Below are 20,465 nucleotides of genomic sequence, written 5' to 3' on the forward strand. Positions count from 1 at the left end.
CCATGAATTTCCGCAATATCTCGGCATGGTCGATCCGCAATCCGGTGATCCCTCTGGTGTTCTTCATCGCGCTGTTGTTTGCCGGCCTGGTAAGTTTTGCGCGGATGGACGTGGTCAACAACCCGGATATCGAATTTCCAGCGGTCAATGTCTCGATTTCGCAGCCGGGCGCCGCCCCGACCGAGATCGAGAACCAGATCACGCAGCGGATAGAGTCTGCGGTCCGCTCGATCAACGGTGTCAATTCGATCAATTCGACAGCGCGTGAAGGTAATTCGAACACCACGATCGAATTCGAGATCGGCATCGATCCCAACGACGCGGTGGCCGAGGTCAAGAATGCGGTCGACACCGTGCGCGGCAGCCTGCCCGAGGGAATTCTGGAACCGCGCATCAGCAAGATCGAAATTGCAGGAGGGTTCCTCGGCATCTTCGCGGTCGAAGCCGATGACATGACCATCGAACAGCTGAGCTGGTTTATCGACGATACGGTGGCCAAACGCCTGCTCAGCATTGAAGGCCTGGCCGAAGTCAACCGGTTCGGCGGGGTCGACCGAGAGATCGAAGTGGTTCTTGACCTGCCGCGGATGCAGGCTTTCGGGGTTACCGCAAGCCAGATCAACAATGTCCTGCGGCAGACCAATGTCGATGCTGCCGGCGGCGCGACCGAGATTGGGGGCACGCGGCAGTCTGTGCGTGTGCTGGGCAATATGGCCAGTGCCTATGAATTGTCGCAGCGACAGATCCAGTTGGGCGATGGCAGCACTATCAAGCTGGCCAATGTGGCAACTGTGCGCGATGGCTATTCCGAACGCACATCGATCAGCAAGGTGCGCGGCAAGGAAGTGGTCAATTTCGCCATGTCGCGGGCCAAGGGCGCGTCCGACGTGACCGTGTTTGAAGGCGCCAAACAGGTTATCGCCGAGATCGAGGCTGAAAATCCCGGCGTCAATTTCATCCCGCTGTTCGACACGGTCCGTTACACCGAGGAACAATACACCAGTTCGATGTCAGCGATGATCGAAGGCGCGATCCTGGCTGTGGTGGTGGTGTTCTTCTTCCTGCGTGACTGGCGGGCGACGGTGATTTCCGCGATCGCCATCCCGCTTTCGGCAATACCCACGTTCTGGTTCATGGATCTCATGGGCTTCAACCTCAACCAGCTTTCCCTTCTGGCGCTGGGGCTGGTCGCGGGGGTACTGGTGGACGATGCGATCGTCGAGATCGAGAACATCGTGCGACATATGCGCATGGGCAAGAGCGCCTATCAGGCCAGCATCGATGCCGCCGACGAAATCGGCCTGCCGGTGGTAGCAACCAGTTTCTGCATCGTTGCGGTATTCCTGCCAGTAGGTCTGATGCCCGGTATTTCAGGGCAGTTCTTCAAGAATTTCGGCCTGACGGTGGTGGTGGCAGTGCTGATGAGCCTGGCTGTCGCGCGCATGATCACGCCGATGCTGGCGGCCTATTTCCTCGAAGCGAAGGGCCATGCAGCGCATGGCGAAGGCAAGTGGATGGACCGCTATATGGCGGTGCTGGCTTGGTCGCTCAACCGGGGTAAGCTCTATGCCCGCCGTGAGGGCCTGGACCCGCCGAGGCACCGTTTCTTGTACCTTGTTTCGGCCATCCTCGTGGTTATCGCGCTGCTGGCGGTGCCAATGCTGGTGACTTTCGGTCCCGGCGGCGGTGTGCCGGGGTCCTACGGGCTGGTCCAGCAATTGGCTATTTCGCAGACGATCGCAGGCGAGGCCGGCGGTGCAGACGCCGGCCTGATCCGTTCGCTGATCACAAAAATCGCCCAGATCTTCGAAATGGCAGTAATTGTCGCCATTGCGATTGCCTCGGGCTGGCTGGCGCTCAAGGCGCTCGGATTGCCCTGGCGCCTGATCGGCGGGCAGATTCACCAGTCCTGGCGCTGGCTCGAGGCGCGGTTCTACGACCATCGCGCATGGATGCTGATGGTCGGTTATTTCTCGCTGTTGCTCACTGTGCTGCTGTTCATGAATGTTCCGGCGCAGTTTCAGCCGACGATCGATGACGGGCGCAGCCGGGTCGAGATCGAAATGGTGCCCGGCACGACGCTGGAAACAACAACGCAGGTAACCAAGCAAATCGCTGATCTGCTGTATCAGGAGCCCGAAGTTGAACGGGCGCTGGAGCGGATCCGTGAAGGCGATGCCACAATCTTCGTCACGCTCAAGGACGAACGCGAGCGAACGCTGATTGATTTCGAGCGCGATCTTGCGCCGGTCTTTGCCCAGATTCCCGATGCGCGGGTGCGGTTTCAGTCGCAATCGGGCGGGTTTGGCAGCGGCCGCGACTTGACGGTCATGCTGGCCGGGTCTGATCCTGTCCTGCTGGAACAGGCCGCTGCTACGCTGGTCGAGCAGATGAAGGGGCTCAATACGCTGGTTGCGCCGCGGGTCAGCGCGGACATCAACCGGCCGGAAATCATCATCACGCCGCGTCCCGGCATCGCCGCCGAACTGGGTGTGACCACCAGCGCGCTGAGCCAGACGATCCGTATCGCGACGCTGGGCGAAATCGAGCAGAATGCTGCCAAATTCTCACTCGCTGACCGGCAGATCCCGATCCGTGTCAAGCTGCCGCGCCAATCACGCAGCGATATGACCACGATCGAGAACCTGCCGGTTCCCACGCGAACCGGGGAAACCGTGCCGTTATCGCGCGTGGCCGAAATCAGCTTCGGCTCCGGCCCGACCGCGATCCAGCGCTACAACCAGAACCGCCGCGTGCTGGTGGGGGCCGACCTTGCGCGAGGGGTTATCAAGGGCGAAGCACAGAAGGAACTCGACGCGCTGCCCATTCTCAAGGATCTGCCGCAGGGCGTGATGCGCGAGGTGGTGGGCGAGGAAGAATGGCAACAGGAACTGATCAAGAACCTGATCATCGCCATCGTCGCCGGGGTGCTGCTGGTATTTGCGGTGCTGGTACTGCTCTACAAACGGCTGATGAGCCCGCTGGTCAACATGACCTCGCTGGCGCTGGCTCCACTGGGCGGCATATTCCTGGTGTGGCTTGCGGGGCAGCCGCAAAGCATGCCGGTCTATATCGGCATCCTGCTGCTGCTGGGGATCGTCTCGAAGAACTCGATCCTGTTGATCGATTTCGCGATCGAGGAAATGGAGCGGGGCACGCGCAAGCTCGATGCCATCATGGAGGCGGGGCACAAACGCGCGCAGCCGATCGTGATGACCACTGTCGCCATGACCGCGGGCATGATCCCCACCGCCATCTCGCTCTCGGGCGACGGGGCCTGGCGCGCGCCGATGGGCACAGTGGTGATTGGCGGGTTGATCCTCTCGACGGTGCTCACGCTGCTGATCGTGCCGGCCGGTTTCAGCCTGGCTGACGGGTTCGAAAAACGCATTGGCCCGTGGTTGCGCAATCGCCTGCTGACCTACAAGCCGGGTGACGAGCATGGCGATCACAGCGGGCCAGCCAGGCCACTGGCAACTCCGGCTGAGTAACAGCGCGCATAATGTGCTAGGCGGCTGGCCATGACAGACAGCACGTCAGCATCCTACAGATTCGGCGGCGCACCGCTCACCCCCGATCGTGCGCGCCGCATGCGCTGGACCGCGACTGGCATGCTTGCCGCGATGGCGGTGGTGTTCTTCACCACGCATGGCCTGCTCGGCGCCCATCCGGCCTGGGGTTATGTCAACGCCTTTGCCGAAGCGGCGATGGTTGGCGGGCTGGCTGACTGGTTCGCGGTGACCGCACTGTTCCGCCACCCGCTCGGCCTGCCGATCCCGCATACCGCGATCATCCCGTCGAACAAGGACCGCATCGCTGACACCATGGCGCAGTTCCTGCGCGAGAATTTCCTCACCCCCGCCGTGGTCGCGCGGCGCATGGCGGGGATGAATGTGGCGCGTGCGGTGGGCGATTTCCTCACCGATCCGCTCCGCTCCGCAAGCGATGCCGATGGCGCGGCGCGGCTCACCGGCGGGGCGTCTGAACTGCTTGCCGAAGTGCTCGAATCGCTCGATCCCGATAGGTTGGGGAATCAGGTCCGGGCCGGGCTCGGCGCGCAATTCGCCAAGATTGACGTCTCCCCGCTGCTGGGCCGGATGCTCGAGGGCGCGATCGCCGATGGCCGCCACATGCCGCTGATGGATGGCTTCATCCGCTGGGCGGGGCTGACGCTTGAGGACAATGAGGACACCGTGCGCGAGATCATCGAATCGCGCGCCAATGCGGTGCTGCGCTGGACCGGGCTCGACGAGCGTATCTCGGGCTCGGTGCTGGACGGGCTCTATCGCCTGCTGGCGGAAGTGCTGGTCGATCCCGAACATCCGCTGCGCAGCAAGATCGAAGAGGGTCTGGAAAAGCTTGCCAGCGACTTGCAGCATGACGAAGTGACGCGCGAGCGGGTCGAGAGCATGAAGCGCGACCTGATCGAGAACCCGGCGGTGGCCGAATGGTGGATGGGCGTGTGGGAGCGGATTCGCCAGTCCCTGATCCGCCGCGCGCGCGATCCGGAAAGCGCGCTGGGCGGCGAAATGCGCAAGCTGCTGGTCGAGATCGGGCGGGCTTTGCAGCAGGACGTGCGGTTGCAACTCCAGATCAACCGGCTGGTCCGCCGCACCATGGTGGGGATCGCTACACGCTATGGCGGACAGATCGTCCAGCTGGTGTCAGAAACGGTCAAGCGCTGGGACGCGGTGACGATCACCGGGCGGATCGAAAGCGCGGTGGGGCGCGACCTGCAGTTCATCCGCATCAACGGCACGATCGTGGGCGGGCTGGTGGGGATGGTACTGCACTTCATCACCGGCTGGATGTGAGGCGGGCGGGGCAGTCCGGCTCCGGCATAACAAAACCTCCGGCAGGCACATTAGCCCGCCGGAGGTCTCGTTCAAGCTTCAGATTTTCTTTGGCTTACAGCTTCTCGGTCAGCTCGGGCACCGCCTTGAACAGGTCAGCCACAAGGCCGATATCCGCCACCTGGAAGATCGGTGCGTCCTCGTCCTTGTTGATGGCGATGATGGTCTTTGAATCCTTCATCCCCGCAAGGTGCTGGATCGCGCCCGAGATGCCGATCGCGATATAGACTTCGGGCGCCACGATCTTGCCGGTCTGGCCGACCTGGTAATCATTGGGCACATAGCCCGCGTCCACGGCGGCGCGCGAGGCGCCGACCCCCGCACCCAGCTTGTCCGCCAGCGGGATGATCACTTCCTCGAAGGTCGCCGCGTCTTTCAGCGCACGGCCGCCCGATACGATCACCTTGGCGCTGGTCAGCTCGGGGCGCTCGCTCTTGGCGATTTCCGAGCTGACGAAGCTGGAGAGGCCAGCATCGCCCGGGCCCGAAACGGCCTCTACCGTGCCACTGCCGCCTTCCAGGGCTGCCTTTTCAAACGCAGTGCCGCGCACGGTGATGACGAGCTTCGGGTCCGAACTGGTGACGGTGGCGATGGCGTTGCCGGCATAGATCGGGCGGGTGAAGCTCTTCTCGCCCTCGACCGAGAGAATGTCGGAGATCTGCATCACGTCAAGCAGGGCTGCCACGCGCGGCGCGATGTTCTTGCCGGTGGTGGTGGCAGGGCAGACGAAGGCGTCATGGCTGTCCATCAGGCTTGCCACCAGCGGAGCGACGTTCTCGGCCAGCGCGTGCTCATAGGCCGCATCGTCAGCCAGGTGGACCTTGCCCACCCCGGCGATCTTGGCGGCTTCGTCAGCGACAGCCGCGCAGCCTGAACCCGCGACCAGCAGGTGCACTTCACCGAGCTTTGAAGCGGCGGTGACGGCGGCGAGGGTGGCATCCTTGACCGCGGCGTTGTCATGTTCGACCCAAACGAGAGTTTTCATCTGTGAATCCTTTCCTGCTCCCGGCCGCTTACGCGATCCCGAGCGCCTTGATCTTGGCAACCAGCGCGTCGACGTCTTCCACCTTCACGCCGGCCTGGCGCACCGGCGGCTCAGACACGTTAGTGGTGGTGAGGCGCGGGGTGATGTCGACCCCGTAATCGGCGGGCGTCTTGTTATCGAGCGGCTTCTGCTTGGCCTTCATGATGTTCGGCAGCGAAGCATAGCGCGGCTCGTTGAGGCGCAGGTCGGTGGTGATGATCGCAGGCAGCGACAGCTTTACTGTCTCGAGCCCGCCGTCGATCTCGCGCTTCACGATCACGCTGTCGCCATCGACCTCGACCGTATTGGCGAAGGTGCCCTGCGGGCGGCCCATCAGCGCGGCGAGCATCTGGCCGGTCTGGTTCGAATCGTCCGAAATCGACTGCTTGCCCAGCATGACGATGCCGGGGCCTTCCTCGTCGGCGATGGCCTTCAATATCTTGGCAACCGCCAGCGGCTCGACCTCGACGCCATCGTCAACCTGCACCAGGATCGCGCGATCGGCGCCCATCGCCAGCGCGGTGCGCAGCGTTTCCTGCGCCTTTGCCGGACCGATCGAAACCACCACGATTTCCTCGGCCTTGCCCGCTTCCTTGATGCGGATCGCCTCTTCCACCGCGATCTCGTCGAACGGGTTCATGCTCATCTTGACGTTGGCCAGGTCCACGCCCGAGCCATCCGATTTGACGCGCGGCTTCACATTATAGTCGATCACCCTTTTTACGGGCACGAGGATCTTCATGGGAGTTCCTTCCTCTTCAAACGAATTATCGGGCGCCCAACTAACTTGCGTTTACGTAAACGTCAAGTTTGCGCCGCACCATCAGGCAGCCTTCTTCACCTCGGCCACGATTTTCTTCGCCGCATCGCCAAGGTCGTCGGCGCTCACGATCGGCAGCCCCGAATTGTTCAGGATTTCCTTGCCCTGTTCGACATTGGTGCCTTCAAGCCGCACGACCAGCGGCACGGAGAGATTCACGTCCTTCGCCGCCTGCACGATGCCATTGGCAATTACGTCGCATTTCATGATCCCGCCGAAGATATTGACGAGGATGCCTTCCACCGCCGGATCTTTCAGGATGATCTTGAACGCCGCAGTCACCTTCTCTGTGGTGGCGCCGCCGCCCACATCAAGGAAGTTGGCGGGGAAGGCGCCGTTCAGCTTGATGATGTCCATCGTCGCCATGGCGAGGCCGGCGCCATTGACCATGCAGCCGATATTACCGTCGAGCTTGATATAGGCGAGGTCGTATTCGGAGGCTTCAACTTCGGCCGGGTCTTCCTCGGTCACGTCGCGCAGCGCCTCCACATCCTTGTGGCGGAACAGTGCATTGCCATCGAAGCTCATCTTGGTGTCGAGCACCAGTAGATTGCCGTCTTCGGTTTCGACCAGCGGGTTGATTTCCAGCATCTCGCAATCGAGATCCATGAAAGCGGTGTAAAGCTGCTTGGTCAGCTTCTGCGCCTGCTTGTTGAGATCGCCGGTCAGTTTCAGCGCGAAGGCCGCGGCGCGCCCATGGTGCGGCATGAAGCCCTGCGCCGGGTCGATGGTGATGGTGGTGATCTTTTGGGGCGCCGAATGCGCGACTTCCTCGATATCCATCCCGCCTTCGGTCGAAACGATCATCGCGACGCGGCCCGATGCGCGGTCAACCAGCATCGAAAGGTAGTATTCCTTGGCGATATCGACCCCGTCGGTGACATAGAGGCGGCCCACCTGCTTGCCGGCATCACCGGTCTGGATGGTCACCAGCGTATTGCCGAGCATTTCCTTCGCATTGGCTTCGACTTCCTCGACGCTCTTGGCCAGGCGCACGCCGCCCTTGGCATCGGGACCAAGCTCCTTGAACTTGCCCTTGCCGCGCCCGCCGGCGTGGATCTGCGCCTTCACCACATAGAGCGGCCCGGGCAGCTTTTTCGCACCTTCGACAGCTTCTTCGACGGTGAGCGCGGCATGGCCGGCAGGGATGCCGATGCCATATTTCGCGAGCAGTTCCTTGGCCTGGTATTCGTGGATATTCATGGGGGGGACGTGTCCTTTGTTGCGGGCGGTTCCAACCGGATTCGTATGCGGAGCGCCTAAGCATGGATTGGCCGCCTTGAAAAGTGGCCATTCAGCGTGCAGGGCCAGCCCTCATAAAAAGATGGATAGGTTCCATACGTGATCGACAGCCAGCGTCTTGAAGCGATCGTCCGTGAAGCCGGGCGAATCGCGTTTGATCTGTGGCCCGGGGCGGGGAACCAGGTTGAGAGCTGGGAAAAGGAGCCTGGTTCGCCGGTATCTGCGGCCGATCTTGCGGTCGATGCCTTTCTCAAGCGTGAGCTGGGTGCGCTGCTGCCGGCAGCGGGCTGGCTGTCCGAAGAAACCGCCGATTGCGGTTCGCGCTTGCCCAAGGGGCTTGTGTGGCTGGTAGATCCGATCGACGGAACCCGCGATTTCGTGCGCGGGCGCAGCGGCTGGGCGGTTTCGGTGGCGCTGGTGAGCGCCGGCCGCCCGTTGATCGGCATGCTCGCCGCACCGGCGCGGGGCGAGGAGTGGCTGGCGGTCGCGGGCAAGGGCGCATGGCGCAATGATGCGCCGCTCATTGCATCGCAGCGCAGCACCTTTGCGGGCGCGCGCGTGCCCACCGACGCGCTGCCGCGCGAAGACAGCGACCTGACCATCGTCGACAAGCCCAATTCGATCGCGCTTCGCATCGCCATGGTTGCCGCCAATGAGGCCGATCTGGTCGCAACCCTGCGCTGGGGCTATGAATGGGACGTAGCGGCCGCCACATTGATCGCGCGTGAGGCGGGAGCAGAGGTGACCGACGCATTTGGCGGCCAGCTGCGCTACAACAAGCGCGATCCGCGCGCTTTCGGCGTGTTGGTGTGCGCCCCGCAAATCCACCGTGAGGCAGTGGCGCGGCTGGCCGGAAGAGCGGCGGAGCTTGCGCCACGTACAAAGGGCTGATTCTTCGTGTCGCCCCTCAAGCGCTGGGCGCCGCGCATCCGCGCTGTTTTCCGTCTGATGCCAGAGTCTGCTTCAGTTGCATTGAAATTGTCCGGCACCGATCCCGCGCAATTGGAACGGTGTCCGAAAAAAAGGGGCCAGACCAACCGGCCCGGCCCCTTCTGATTGGCCCGATACCGGCGCTTACTGCGCGGCGTCGATCTCCGCCTGGGTCAGCGGAATGACCTTGATCTCGACCCGGCGATTGAGCGGCTCGTTCACGTTGTCGCCAGTCTGAACCCTGAGCTGGGATTCGCCGAATCCCTGCCAGCGCAGGCGCGCCGAACCTACACCGCGGCTGGTCAGGTAGTTAGCGACCGCCTGTGCGCGCCGTTCGGACAGCAGCTGGTTCGATGACGCCGTGCCGACCGTGTCGGTATGGCCGTATACGTCGACAATGCTGTTCGGATACTTCACGAGATTCGCCGCCACGCTGTCCAGCGCCGACTGGAACGACGGGCTGATGGAATAGCTGCCGGTGGTGAAAGTCACATCGGGCAGGTTGACGAGGAACGCGCTTCCTCCATCTGTTTCGGTAACGTCGATCCCGGTGCCTTCGGTCTCTTCCTCAAGTTCCTTGATCTGCTGATCCATCTTGTAGCCGACGTAGCCGCCAACCGCGCCGCCAGCGACAGCGCCAACGATACGCGCGGTCTTGCCGCCGATTACGCCGCCCAGAAGGCCGCCCACAACAGCGCCGCCAACCCCACCGATCGCGGTGCGGGAAATCTTTTTCTCGCCGGTGTTGGGATCGGTTACGCAGGCGCTGGTTCCGAGTAACGAAATTGCCGCCACGCCAGAGAATAAAAGTCGGGAAGTTTTCATTGAAGAATCTCCTATGCTTTGGTGCGACGTAGTGCCGCACCACGCCCCCCAACCACACCTTCCCCAAGGCAAGGACCGCCATAACCGTGTTCATAGGCGGTTGCGGTTCATTGCGCAATGAAGCTGGCATGACGGCCCAATTGTGCTAGCGAATATCACCGTGACATCCTTTCCCTGGCCAGACGTGATCATCATTGCCGGATTGATCGTGCTCAACGGCGTGTTCGCCATGTCCGAGCTGGCGATCGTTTCGGCCAAATCCGCGCGCCTTAGGGCCAAGCGCGACAAGGGCTCGGCCAGCGCCCATGTGGCGCTGCAGCTGGCCGCAGATCCGGGCAAGTTTCTGTCGACCGTGCAGATCGGCATCACCTTGATCGGGATCATCGCGGGCGCCTATTCAGGCGCAAGCCTGGGAGGCCCCGTGGGCGAACGATTGGTGGCTATCGGGTTGCCGCCACAATGGGCGGATGAAACGGGATTCGCACTGGTGATCGCTCTCACCACCTATTTCAGCCTGGTGGTGGGCGAATTGGTGCCCAAGCAAATGGCGCTGCGCCATGCCGTGCCGATCGCGCTGGTGATGGCGCGGCCGATGGCGCTGCTGGCGCGGGTTGCAGCGCCGCTTGTGTGGGTGCTCGACAGCTCTTCGGCGCTGCTTATCCGCCTGCTGGGGGTGCGCCCCGGCGGGCAGTCAGCGGTCACCGCGGAAGAACTGCACATGATCTTTGCCGATGCCACGCGTTCGGGTGTGATCGAGGCTGGCCAGCACCAGATACTGACCGGCGTGGTGCGCCTGGCAGAACGCCCGGTGCGCGAGATGATGACCCCGCGCAGAGAGGTCGACTGGATCGATATCAACGCCGATGAAGCCGCAATCCACCAGGCGATTGAAGACAGCCCGCATTCGCTGCTGCCGGTGGCGGACGGATCGCCCGACAATATGCTGGGCGTGGTGAAAGTGCGCGAAGTGCTGGGCGCGATGGTTGCTGGCAGAAAGGTCAATCTCAAGCAATTGATGCGCAAGGCGGAAGTGGTACCCGACCAGCTTGACGCGATGGATGCGCTCCGTTTGCTGCAACAATCCGAAGTTGCGATGGCGATGGTCCACGATGAATACGGCCATCTGGACGGGATTGTGACGCCGGTTGATCTGCTGATTGCGATTGTGGGCGAATTCGCCAGCGATCAGGATCAGGGGGAAGGCCCGCTAATCGTCGAGCGTGAGGATGGCTCGCTACTGGTTTCTGGCGCATTCTCCGCTGATGCACTGGCAGACCGGCTGGGCACCGAATATGCGGAGGACCGCGAATTCGGAACGGTCGCGGGCTATGTACTGTCCGTGCTCAAGCAGCTACCCGTCGAGGGCGATCACTTCCACGACCAGGGATGGCGCTTCGAGGTAGTGGATATGGACGGCCGCCGGATCGACAAGCTGCTTGTTTCTCGCAATTCTTCGAATTGACACACAAGCGCCGTGCGCAGCGCGTCCGCGCTGCTTGGCTTGTGCGCCATAAGGCGCGACGGCCCTGCAGGTGGCCCACGGCCAGCTGCGTCTTCGACTTTGCTTCCGGCCTTTGGCTGCCGCGACCAAGAACGGCCTGCAGCCAGCAGGCCGCAAGCGCGACCGCGCGCCCGCAGCGATTGGGCCGCAGGCCCCTTGAGCGAGGAAATCGCACCCGCGGATGCGGGTGCGCAGATCAGGAAGGTATTACCGCCTGGGCGCTCGCGCCGTCACCTTCCGGTGCGGCGATGATATCGCGCGTGACGCTGCCCTTGGCGACGGTATTGGTTTCAGGATCGCCGACCGAAGAGCGGATACCCGGTTCTGCCGCACCCGCGCGGTCGATCGCGCTGGTTTCCACCTGGCTGCGCGGGGCCGGGCCGCCGAACAATGCCTCCAGCGCCTGCCCGGATGCGGTGCCCTCGGTGGGGCGCGGGGCGCCCGGAGCGGGCGGCACGAGATTGAAATCGGGCGGCACCACCAGCGGCGCCTGGCGTTGCACCGCGAATTCATCGGGACGCTCGCGGTCGAGAAAGCCGCCACTGCTGCATCCAGCCAGCAAGGCGCTGGTCGCGATCAGCAGTATCGGGGTTTTCAGGCTGGGCATTGCATATTCTCCATTGGCCGCGTTGTCGGCCGCTCAAACTGTTGCCGCTTCCTTTTCGCTGACGAAGAAGGAGCGGGCAAGGATAATCACCACGCCTATGGTGATAGCGGCGTCGGCGACGTTGAAAATCAGGAACGGGCGGAAGTTACCGATATGGAAATCGGCATAATCGATGACATAGCCGAATTTGCTGCGGTCAACGATATTGCCCAGCGCACCGCCCAGGATCAGGCCAAGCCCGGCGATATCGCCCAGTAAGCGTTCTCGCATCATCCACACTGCTACGACGATGGCAATCAGCGCGGTAACGCCCACCAGAATCCAGCGCATTTCGGCGCTGGTCGCTTCCAGTAGGCCCAGCGAAATCCCGCGGTTCTCGGTATAGCGCAGGTCGAAGAAGGGAAGCAGATCAATCACATAACGCTGGCGCAGTTGCAGCGGGCCGATCACCAGCCATTTCACGAACTGGTCGCTGGCGAAGATCAGCGCGGCAATGCCAATGCCGATCAGCCGGTTGCGGGTGAACAGATCGCTCATGCAGCTGCGCCCCCAAAGGCATCCACCGCGCTTACCACATCATCGCAGCGCCCGCACAGATCGCCGTCTTCCGCCACTTCGGGCAAAAGGCGCCAGCAGCGGCCGCATTTGTGGTGGTTGCTCTTGCTCACGGTCACGTCGGCGCCTTGCCCGCGTGTGACTGTCGCGGTGATGAACAGTTCGGCGAGATCAGCGTCGCTGAAGCCTTCGGGCACCGCATCGGCGGGCACGGTGACTTCGGCTTCCAGGCTGGAGCGGATCAGCTTGTCTCGGCGCAGCGGTTCGATCGCCTCGTTCACGCGCTCGCGCAAGACGCGCAGCTTTTCCCAGCGACCGCCGTCCGCTTCCACGCCCGGCACTGCCGGCCATTCAAGCAGATGTACGCTGCCGCCATCGGGATAGCGCGTGCTCCAAACTTCCTCGGCGGTGTAGACCAGCACCGGCGCGGCATAGCGCACCAGCGCGTGGAACAGGATGTCCAGCACGGTGCGATAGGCATTGCGGGTGCCCGAATCCGGCCCGTCGCAATAAAGCGTGTCCTTGCGGATATCGAAGAAGAATGCGCTCAGGTCTTCATTGCAGAAATCGACCAGCAGGCGGGTATAGGTGTTGTAGTCGTAATCATCGACCGCCTGCCGCAGCTTCCCGTCAAGATCGGCCAACAGCGCCAGCACATAGCGTTCGAGCTCGGGGATTTCGCCCGCATCGCCCATGTCGCCCACGAAACCGTCAAGCGCGCCGAGCAGATAGCGGAAGGTGTTGCGCAGCTTGCGGTATTGGTCGCCCACGCCTTTCAGGATTTCATCGCCGATGCGGTGATCCTCGGTAAAATCGACCGAAAGCGCCCACAGCCGGATGATGTCCGCGCCGGTTTGCTCCATCACCTTGAGCGGATCGATGGTGTTGCCGAGCGATTTCGACATCTTCTTGCCCTTGGCATCCATGGTGAAGCCGTGGGTCAGCACCTGGTCATATGGCGCGCGGCCGCGCGTGGCGCAGCTTTCGAGCAGTGAGGACTGGAACCAGCCCCGGTGCTGGTCAGAGCCCTCAAGATAGAGATCGGCGGGCCATTGCAGGTCGGGCCATTTGCCGCTTTCGAGCACGAAGCTGTGGGTGCAGCCCGAATCGAACCAGACGTCGAGAATGTCGGTCACCATCTCGAAATCTTCGGCCTTGTAATCGGACCCGAGGAATTCCTGCGCCCGCGCCTCGTCCCAGGCATCGACGCCTTCTTCGCGCACGGCCTTGACGATGCGGTGATTCACCGCCGGGTCTTGCAGGTATTCGCCGCTCTTGCGATTGACGAACAGCGTGATCGGCACGCCCCAGGCGCGCTGGCGGGAAAGCACCCAGTCGGGCCGCCCCTCGACCATGCTGCCGATGCGGCGGCGGCCCTTTTCTGGCACGAAGCGCACGCGGCGAATTTCATCCATCGCACGCTCACGCAGGGTGGGTGCAGCGCACAGGGCTTCTTCTGACGGATCAATCGCACCGCCTTCGGATTCCCAGCTCTTGTCTTCTTTCGACTTGGGCTCAAGCCATGGCAGCGGCTTGTCCATCGGCACGAACCATTGCGGCGTGCAGCGGAAGATTACCTTGGCTTTCGAGCGCCACGAGTGGGGATAGCTATGCTGGTAGTCCGCACTGGCGGAAAGCAGCGCACCGGCCTCGCGCAGATCGGAGCAGATCGGGCCATCAGGCGCGTTGAAGCCGGGGTTGATGACGCTGCGGCGGCGCTCGTCACTCCCGCCAAGCCACGGCCAGTCGTCGCGGTAGATCCCGCCATCATCGACCGCGAACACAGGATCGATCCCATGCGCCTTGCACAGGTCGAAATCGTCCTCGCCATGATCGGGCGACATATGAACCAGGCCGGTGCCGCTCTCGGTGGTGACGAAATCGCCCGGCAGGAACGGGCGGGGGCGCGCGAAGAATTCGAGTGCACGTTCCCACGCTTCGTCATCCCGGACTTGATCCGGGATCCCGCTTGTTTGAGCGTCGCTGGAAGTCAGCGGGACCCCGGCTCGGGGGCCGGGGTGACGGGATTTGAGGAGGTCGTAGATCGGGTGCCGGGCGACGGTGCCGGCGAGGTCGGAGCCCTTTATTTTCAGCGAAGCATACCCGGACAACGGCTGTAATGAACAAAGCCAACGCTTCTCAAGCTCGGGGATCAGATCGATGGCAACAAGCACAGACTTGCCTGCAAATTCCGGGTGAGGATGCCCTGCAAGCCCACTTACCTGTGTCAGCAGGTACTCAACCTCAGGCCCATAGGCGATCGCCTGATTGACCGGGATCGTCCACGGGGTGGTCGTCCAGATCACCGCATGCGCGCCGACCAGTTCGGGGATCGGGCTCTCAACAATCTCGAACGCCACGTCGATCTGGGTCGAGGTGATGTCCTCGTATTCGACCTCGGCCTCGGCCAGCGCGGTCTTTTCGACCGGGCTCCACATTACCGGCTTGGCCCCGCGATAGAGGTTGCCCGCTTCGGCGAATTTCATCAGCTCGGATACGATCACCGCCTCGGCCGCGAAATCCATGGTGAGATAGGGATTGTCCCAATCGCCCATGATGCCCAGCCGCTTGAGCTGTTGGCGCTGGGTATCGACCCAGTGCTGCGCATAGGCGCGGCATTCGGCGCGGAACTCCCTTGCAGGAACCTCGTCCTTGTTGAGCTTCTTCTTGCGGTATTGTTCCTCGATCTTCCATTCGATCGGCAGCCCGTGGCAATCCCAGCCGGGCACATAGGGCGCATCCTTGCCGATCAGGTTCTGCGTGCGGCAGACCATGTCTTTCAGGATATGGTTCAGCGCATGGCCGATATGCATGTCGCCATTGGCATAGGGCGGGCCGTCATGCAGGATGAACTTTTCACGCCCCGCGCGTGCCTCGCGCAATTGGCGATAGAGCCCTTCGTTCTCCCAACGCGCCTGAATGCCCGGTTCCTTCTGCGGAAGGCCGGCTTTCATCGGGAAGTCTGTCTTCGGCAGGAAGACGGTGTCTCTGTAGTCGCGCTTTTCAGTCATCGCGCGCCGCTTAGAAGCCTTCTCGCCTCGTCGCAATCCTTCTCCATCTGCACCACCAGCGCATCGAGGCTATCGAACTTCGCTTCTGGACGCAGGAAGTGATGGAAGGCGACTTCCACTTCCTGCCCATAGAGATCACCCGAGAAATCGAAGAAATAGGGTTCGAGCAGCTCCTTGGGCGGCTCGAACTGCGGGCGCACGCCCACGCTGGCGGCGCCTTGCAGCACTTGGCCGGTGCTGAGAATCCGCCCGGTCACCGCATAGATGCCGTATTTCGGGCGCAGGTAGTTGTCGATCACGAGGTTGGCCGTGGGATAGCCCAATTCGCGCCCGCGCTTGTCGCCATGCTCCACGATCCCGCGAATGGCGAAGGGCCTGGTCAGCAGCCGGGCAGCGGTTTCGCAGTCACCCTGGCGCAAAGCCTCGCGGATGCGGCTGGATGACACAATGCCGTCTGTATCCGAAACGGGTTCAACCACGCGGTTGTGCAGACCAAGCTGGCCGCCAACTTCCCGCAGCAGCCCGACATTGCCCTTGGCACCCTTGCCAAAGGTGAAGTCGCCGCCGGTCACAACGCCGTGCGCGCCGAAGCGTTCGATCAGGATGTCAGAGATGAAATCCTCCGCGCTGGTTCCGGCCAGCTCGCCATCGAAATGGAACACCAGCATCGCGGTGGCCCCGGCGGCAAGGTAGAGTTCCTGCCGCTGCTCCAGCGTGGTCAGGCGGAACGGCGGCACATCGGGCCTGAAGAAACGCACCGGATGCGGATCGAAAGTGGCGATGATCGAGGGGCGACCTTCGTCCTTCGCCCAGGCAATCGCTTCGCCCGCCACCGCCTGGTGCCCCTTGTGAAAGCCGTCAAAATTGCCCAGCGCAATCACCGCGCCGCGCAGGGCCACGGGCATTTCCTCGCGATGATCGAGCCATCTCATGCGGCAGGCTCGCTTGTTTCGCCAACAGGCAGCTGGGCCAGTGGCACCAGTCCGGCGCGCAGCACGCGCAAGGCATTTTCGCCCATGGCAGCGCGGATTTCGGCTTCGCTGAAGCCCTCGTCCATCAGCGCCTGCGTTACCTGCATCAGCTGCGACGTGTCGAAGCGAACCGTGGTCGCTCCGTCATAATCGCTGCCGAGCGCGACGTGTTCGATGCCGACCAAATCGCGGATATGCTTCATCGCCCTTGCCGCCGCGCGCGCATCGGTGCTGCAAATGGCGCCTTCCCAATAGCCGACGCCGATCACCCCGCCGGTTGCGGCAACCCCGCGTATCTCGTCATCGGTGAGGTTGCGGTTGACCTTGCAGGTCGCCTGCACTCCGCCGTGGCTGGAGACGACCGGGCGCCGCGCCATGGCCAATATCTCGGCAACACATTGGTGGCTGCAATGGGCGATATCGACCACCATGCCCATCTCCTCCATGCGGCGCACGGCTTCGCGGCCCATTTCGGTCAGCCCGCCCTTGGCCTCGCCATGCATCGATCCGGCCAGCTCGTTGTCGAAGAAATGGGTCAGCCCCGCCATCCGCATGCCCGCGCCGTAGAGCTTTTCGAGATTGGCAATATCGCCCTCAAGGCTCTGCAGCCCTTCGGCGCTGAACAGCGCGCCAACCGGCTTGCCCCCCGCAGGCGTCGCCCAGACCGCTTCGCCGATCGGCGTGCAGGTTTCGCATGCAATCGCATCTTCCAGCTTTTCGAGATCGGCAGCGCTGCGCACCAGCCACAGGGCATTCTGGCTGCCCCCTGCCGCCTTCTCCAGCTTCTTAGCATGCCAAAGCGAACGTTCGAGCAATGAAGTCCAGGTCTGGGTCGGCTGGAGCTGGGCGATCACCAGTTCTGTGATCTGGTCGGTGTCGGACGGGTTTGAATCGTAATTCTGGTCGTCAGGCGATTTGGTCACGCTGGAAAACACCTGCAGCGCCACATTGCCGTCCTGCAAACGCGGCAGGTCCATGTGCCCGCGATCCGCGCGTTCGAGCAGATTGCGCTTCCACAGCAAGGTATCGGAATGCAGATCGACGATGGCCAGCGTCTTGTGCAGCGCCCGGGCCTCGTCCGAAACCTCGATCAGCGGCTGGCCATCGATCCGGTTGGTCTGCTCCTCGACATATCCGGGGGCGAAGATGAAAAAAGCGACCGCTGCCGCCAGCACCAGCCCAAGCAACGTATAGATAGTCTTGCGGATCATGCGGCGCTCTCCCTTCGCCTTTCATAGGTCACGAAGGAATAGGCGGGATTATCGCCTGCCGCTTCGTGATCCTCGCGCGATACCTCCTGCCATATAGCGCGATCGATCGGCGGCATATGGGTATCGCCCTCATAGTGCGCATGTACTTCGGTCAGCTCGATGCGCTCGGCTTCCTGTTCGAACAGCGCAAAGATCTCCGCGCCGCCAATCACCGCCACCGGGCTATCACCTGCAAGCTGGAGCGCTTCGGCGCGCGAATGGGCCACTTCCGCGCCCTCTGCGCTCCATCCGCGATCGCGGGTGAGCACAACATGGCGCCTTCCGGGGAGCGGGGCGGGGAAACCTTCGAAGGTCTTGCGTCCCATGATCATCGGATTGCCCAGCGTCAGCGATTTGAAGCGCTTAAGGTCAGCCGAAAGGTGCCAGGGCAGCTTGCCATCCTTGCCGATCACGCCATTGGCGGCGCGGGCATAGATGAGGAACAGGCCGTTGTTCATGTTCAGGCCCTGGCTTTGCCGACCCGCGTGACATGGCCCATCTTGCGGCCTTCGCGCACCTCACGCTTGCCGTAGAGATGCAGATGCGCCTCTCCGTCTTCAGCCAGGATTCCATAGGCACCAAGTGCATCGGCGCCCACGATATTACGCATCTCGACGGTCTCGAAACGGGTTGCGGTCGAGCCCAGCGCAAGGCCGCAGATCGCGCGGATATGGTTTTCGAACTGGCTGGTGGCCGCTCCCTCGATGGTCCAGTGCCCCGAATTGTGGACCCGCGGCGCCATTTCGTTGAACACCGGCCCCCCCATCGGACCGTCGGGCGCAGTGGCGAAGAATTCCAGCGTCAGCACGCCGACATAACCCAGCGCTTCGGCGGTCTGCCGGGCGATGTCGCGTGCAGCCTCGACCTGCGCCTCCACTATCTCGCCTGCCGGAAGGGTCGAAGTCAGCAACATGCCGCCCTTGTGCACATTGGCGGTGGAATCCCAATAGCGCACTTCGCCATCCGCGCTGCGCACCAGGATGACCGAAAATTCGGTGATGAAATCGACCAAGCCTTCATAGACGCATGGGCGCCCCGGGAAGCGAACGCTGGCAGCATCCCGATCCGATCCGATCCGCCACTGGCCCTTGCCGTCATAACCGTCGCGCGCGGTCTTGAGGATACCGGGCGCGCCGATCCGCTCAACTGCGTGCATGAAGTCCTCGTCCGAATCGACTGCGGCATAGGGCGCGGGCTTGCCCCCGAGCCGCTCGACGAAACGCTTTTCCTTGAGGCGGTCCTGCGCAGTTTCGAGCGCGCGCGGGTGCGGGGCCAGCAGGTTTTGCGGGATCGCCGCGACCGCGCTCAGCGGCACGTTCTCGAATTCCCAGCTCACCACGTCGCATTTCGCGGCAAAGGCAGCGAGCGCGCGTTTGTCGCCCCAGCCGTTGGTGAAGAAATCGCTGCAGACTTCGGCCATCACATTGTCGCCCTCTGGCGCATAGCCGATCGTGCGGTAGCCAAGCTGGGCAGCGGCCATGGCCATCATCCGGCCCAGTTGGCCGCCGCCGAGAATGCCGATGGTGGAACCTGGTGCTAACGCCAAGAAACTCTACCCCGTTCGCCCTGAGCCTGTCGAAGGGCCGTTCTTCCTTCTAGCTCGGCTTTAAAGAGAAATACGGGGCTTCGACAAGCTCAGCCCGAACGGACATGATAGAATAAGCTAGTCGACCGGTGTCTCACCCACCGCCGCGCTGCACGCCGCACGCCAGGCCTGCAGCCGCTCGGACAGATCCTCGTCGCCCAGCGCGAGAATGGCAGCAGCCAGCAGCCCGGCATTGCGCGCGCCCGCCTCGCCGATCGCCAGCGTGCCGACCGGGACGCCGGCGGGCATCTGCACGATCGAAAGCAGGCTATCTATACCCTTGAGCGCCTTGGATTGCACCGGCACGCCCAGCACCGGCAGGTGAGTCATCGAGGCGATCATGCCAGGCAGATGCGCCGCGCCGCCCGCGCCTGCGATAATGACATCGAAACCTTCGCCTTCGGCGCCCTTGGCAAAGGCGCTCATCCGGTCGGGCGTGCGGTGCGCGGAAATGATCCGCGCTTCGTGCTCGACTTCGAGTTCTTCCAACACCTCGGCGGCGCATTGCATGGTTGGCCAGTCCGACTGGCTGCCCATCACGATAGCGACACGTCCCATCCCTTTGGCCCCCATGATGACCTTAACTGTCCTTGAGATAATAGCGTTCGCCCGGCTGCATCACCTCATCAAAGTCATAGATGATCGGCTGGCCGGTGGGAATCTCGAGCCCGGTGATATCATCGTCCGAGATTTGCGAAAGGTGCTTCACCAGCGCACGCAAGGAATTGCCATGGGCCGAGATGATTACCGTTTCGCCGCTGGCCAGCACCGGCAAAATATCGCTTTCCCAATAGGGCAGCACGCGCGCGATCGTAAGCTTGAGGCTTTCGGTGCGGGGCACCTCGATCCCGGCATAGCGCGGATCGGCAGAGAGATCATACTTGCCGCCGGGCCCCATTTCGGGCGGCGGCACGTCGAAACTGCGGCGCCAGATATGGACCTGCTCGTCGCCATGCCTTTCGCGGGTCTCCTGCTTGTCGAGCCCGGTCAGGGCGCCATAGTGCCGCTCGTTCAGGCGCCAGTTCTTGACCTCGGGGATCCATAGCCGGTCTGCCTGATGCAGCGCGAAATGGAGCGTCCGGATCGCGCGGGTTTGCAGCGAGGTGAAGGCGCGGGTCGGCAGCACGCCCTTATCCTTCATCAGCGCGCCCGCCGCCATGGCTTCCTCGACGCCACGTTCGGTCAGGTCAACATCCCACCAGCCGGTAAAGCGGTTTTCGAGGTTCCACTGGCTCTGGCCGTGTCGGACGAGGATCAATTTAGGCAAGGATCATGCTCCAGCTGTCAGGAG

General features: G+C 62.7%; 17 protein-coding genes. 4 read left to right on the forward strand and 13 right to left on the reverse strand.

Going from position 1 to position 20,465, the window contains the following annotated elements; translation table 11 throughout:
* The first annotated feature begins 2 nt into the window (after nt 1–2).
* Both ACX3VQ_RS07255 and ACX3VQ_RS07260 read left to right on the forward strand, forming a co-directional pair.
* Nucleotides 3–3,491, forward strand: coding sequence for an efflux RND transporter permease subunit (locus ACX3VQ_RS07255; RefSeq protein WP_462580207.1), 3,489 nt, complete (start codon nt 3–5; stop codon nt 3,489–3,491).
* Nucleotides 3,492–3,521: 30 nt separating this feature from the next.
* Nucleotides 3,522–4,814 (forward strand): DUF445 domain-containing protein, encoded by a 1,293-nt coding sequence (locus tag ACX3VQ_RS07260; protein ID WP_462580208.1) that lies wholly within the window; start codon nt 3,522–3,524, stop codon nt 4,812–4,814.
* Nucleotides 4,815–4,908: 94 nt separating this feature from the next.
* On the opposite strand, the gene ACX3VQ_RS07265 is transcribed toward ACX3VQ_RS07260, so the two are convergent.
* The 3 genes from ACX3VQ_RS07265 to sucC all read right to left on the reverse strand — a co-directional run bounded on the left by ACX3VQ_RS07265 (nt 4,909) and on the right by sucC (nt 7,900).
* Nucleotides 4,909–5,838 (reverse strand): electron transfer flavoprotein subunit alpha/FixB family protein, encoded by a 930-nt coding sequence (locus ACX3VQ_RS07265; RefSeq protein WP_462570734.1) that lies wholly within the window; start codon nt 5,836–5,838, stop codon nt 4,909–4,911.
* 28 nt (nt 5,839–5,866) lie between these two features.
* The gene (locus tag ACX3VQ_RS07270; protein ID WP_462580209.1) at nt 5,867–6,619 is read right to left on the reverse strand and encodes an electron transfer flavoprotein subunit beta/FixA family protein; all 753 of its coding nucleotides are present in this window, start codon (nt 6,617–6,619) and stop codon (nt 5,867–5,869) included.
* Between the two features lie 81 nt (nt 6,620–6,700).
* On the reverse strand, nt 6,701–7,900 hold the full coding sequence (gene sucC / locus ACX3VQ_RS07275; protein WP_462580211.1) for an ADP-forming succinate--CoA ligase subunit beta: 1,200 nt from the start codon (nt 7,898–7,900) through the stop codon (nt 6,701–6,703).
* Between the two features lie 138 nt (nt 7,901–8,038).
* Here sucC and ACX3VQ_RS07280 point away from each other — a divergent pair, with 138 nt between their 5' ends.
* Nucleotides 8,039–8,830: a 3'(2'),5'-bisphosphate nucleotidase CysQ gene (locus ACX3VQ_RS07280; protein ID WP_462580212.1), complete on the forward strand. Its 792-nt coding sequence runs from the start codon at nt 8,039–8,041 to the stop codon at nt 8,828–8,830.
* A 183-nt stretch (nt 8,831–9,013) separates the two neighbouring features.
* Here the strand turns inward: ACX3VQ_RS07280 and ACX3VQ_RS07285 are convergent, their stop codons facing one another.
* Nucleotides 9,014–9,694, reverse strand: coding sequence for an OmpA family protein (locus tag ACX3VQ_RS07285; RefSeq protein WP_462580213.1), 681 nt, complete (start codon nt 9,692–9,694; stop codon nt 9,014–9,016).
* A gap of 160 nt (nt 9,695–9,854) precedes the next feature.
* On the opposite strand from ACX3VQ_RS07285, the gene ACX3VQ_RS07290 reads away from it, so the two are divergent.
* Nucleotides 9,855–11,156 (forward strand): hemolysin family protein, encoded by a 1,302-nt coding sequence (locus ACX3VQ_RS07290; protein ID WP_462580214.1) that lies wholly within the window; start codon nt 9,855–9,857, stop codon nt 11,154–11,156.
* A gap of 235 nt (nt 11,157–11,391) precedes the next feature.
* On the opposite strand, the gene ACX3VQ_RS07295 is transcribed toward ACX3VQ_RS07290, so the two are convergent.
* The 9 genes from ACX3VQ_RS07295 to gpmA all read right to left on the reverse strand — a co-directional run bounded on the left by ACX3VQ_RS07295 (nt 11,392) and on the right by gpmA (nt 20,441).
* Complete coding sequence (locus tag ACX3VQ_RS07295) at nt 11,392–11,802, reverse strand: DUF3035 domain-containing protein (protein ID WP_462570728.1); 411 nt, start codon at nt 11,800–11,802, stop codon at nt 11,392–11,394.
* Nucleotides 11,803–11,835: 33 nt separating this feature from the next.
* Nucleotides 11,836–12,339 (reverse strand): signal peptidase II, encoded by a 504-nt coding sequence (gene lspA / locus ACX3VQ_RS07300; RefSeq protein ID WP_462570727.1) that lies wholly within the window; start codon nt 12,337–12,339, stop codon nt 11,836–11,838.
* The gene (gene ileS, locus ACX3VQ_RS07305; protein WP_462580216.1) at nt 12,336–15,368 is read right to left on the reverse strand and encodes an isoleucine--tRNA ligase; all 3,033 of its coding nucleotides are present in this window, start codon (nt 15,366–15,368) and stop codon (nt 12,336–12,338) included. The genes lspA and ileS overlap by 4 nt, the downstream gene beginning before the upstream one ends.
* Nucleotides 15,365–16,300 carry a bifunctional riboflavin kinase/FMN adenylyltransferase gene (locus tag ACX3VQ_RS07310; RefSeq protein WP_462580217.1) on the reverse strand — a complete coding sequence of 312 codons (936 nt, stop codon included), beginning with the start codon at nt 16,298–16,300 and terminating at the stop codon, nt 15,365–15,367. The genes ileS and ACX3VQ_RS07310 overlap by 4 nt, the downstream gene beginning before the upstream one ends.
* Nucleotides 16,297–17,550, reverse strand: a complete 1,254-nt coding sequence (locus tag ACX3VQ_RS07315; protein ID WP_462580219.1) for a dipeptidase — start codon at nt 17,548–17,550, stop codon at nt 16,297–16,299. The genes ACX3VQ_RS07310 and ACX3VQ_RS07315 overlap by 4 nt, the downstream gene beginning before the upstream one ends.
* Nucleotides 17,547–18,047 carry a dihydrofolate reductase gene (locus ACX3VQ_RS07320; protein WP_462580220.1) on the reverse strand — a complete coding sequence of 167 codons (501 nt, stop codon included), beginning with the start codon at nt 18,045–18,047 and terminating at the stop codon, nt 17,547–17,549. Before ACX3VQ_RS07320 ends, ACX3VQ_RS07315 begins: the two co-directional genes overlap by 4 nt.
* Nucleotides 18,048–18,049: 2 nt before the next feature.
* The gene (locus tag ACX3VQ_RS07325) at nt 18,050–19,135 is read right to left on the reverse strand and encodes a 5-(carboxyamino)imidazole ribonucleotide synthase (protein ID WP_462580221.1); all 1,086 of its coding nucleotides are present in this window, start codon (nt 19,133–19,135) and stop codon (nt 18,050–18,052) included.
* A gap of 117 nt (nt 19,136–19,252) precedes the next feature.
* Nucleotides 19,253–19,732 (reverse strand): 5-(carboxyamino)imidazole ribonucleotide mutase, encoded by a 480-nt coding sequence (gene purE, locus ACX3VQ_RS07330; protein WP_462570720.1) that lies wholly within the window; start codon nt 19,730–19,732, stop codon nt 19,253–19,255.
* Between the two features lie 22 nt (nt 19,733–19,754).
* The gene (gene gpmA / locus ACX3VQ_RS07335; RefSeq protein ID WP_462580222.1) at nt 19,755–20,441 is read right to left on the reverse strand and encodes a 2,3-diphosphoglycerate-dependent phosphoglycerate mutase; all 687 of its coding nucleotides are present in this window, start codon (nt 20,439–20,441) and stop codon (nt 19,755–19,757) included.
* Nucleotides 20,442–20,465 lie beyond the last annotated feature (24 nt).

Source organism: Altererythrobacter chaiwopuensis, from assembly GCF_054957735.1.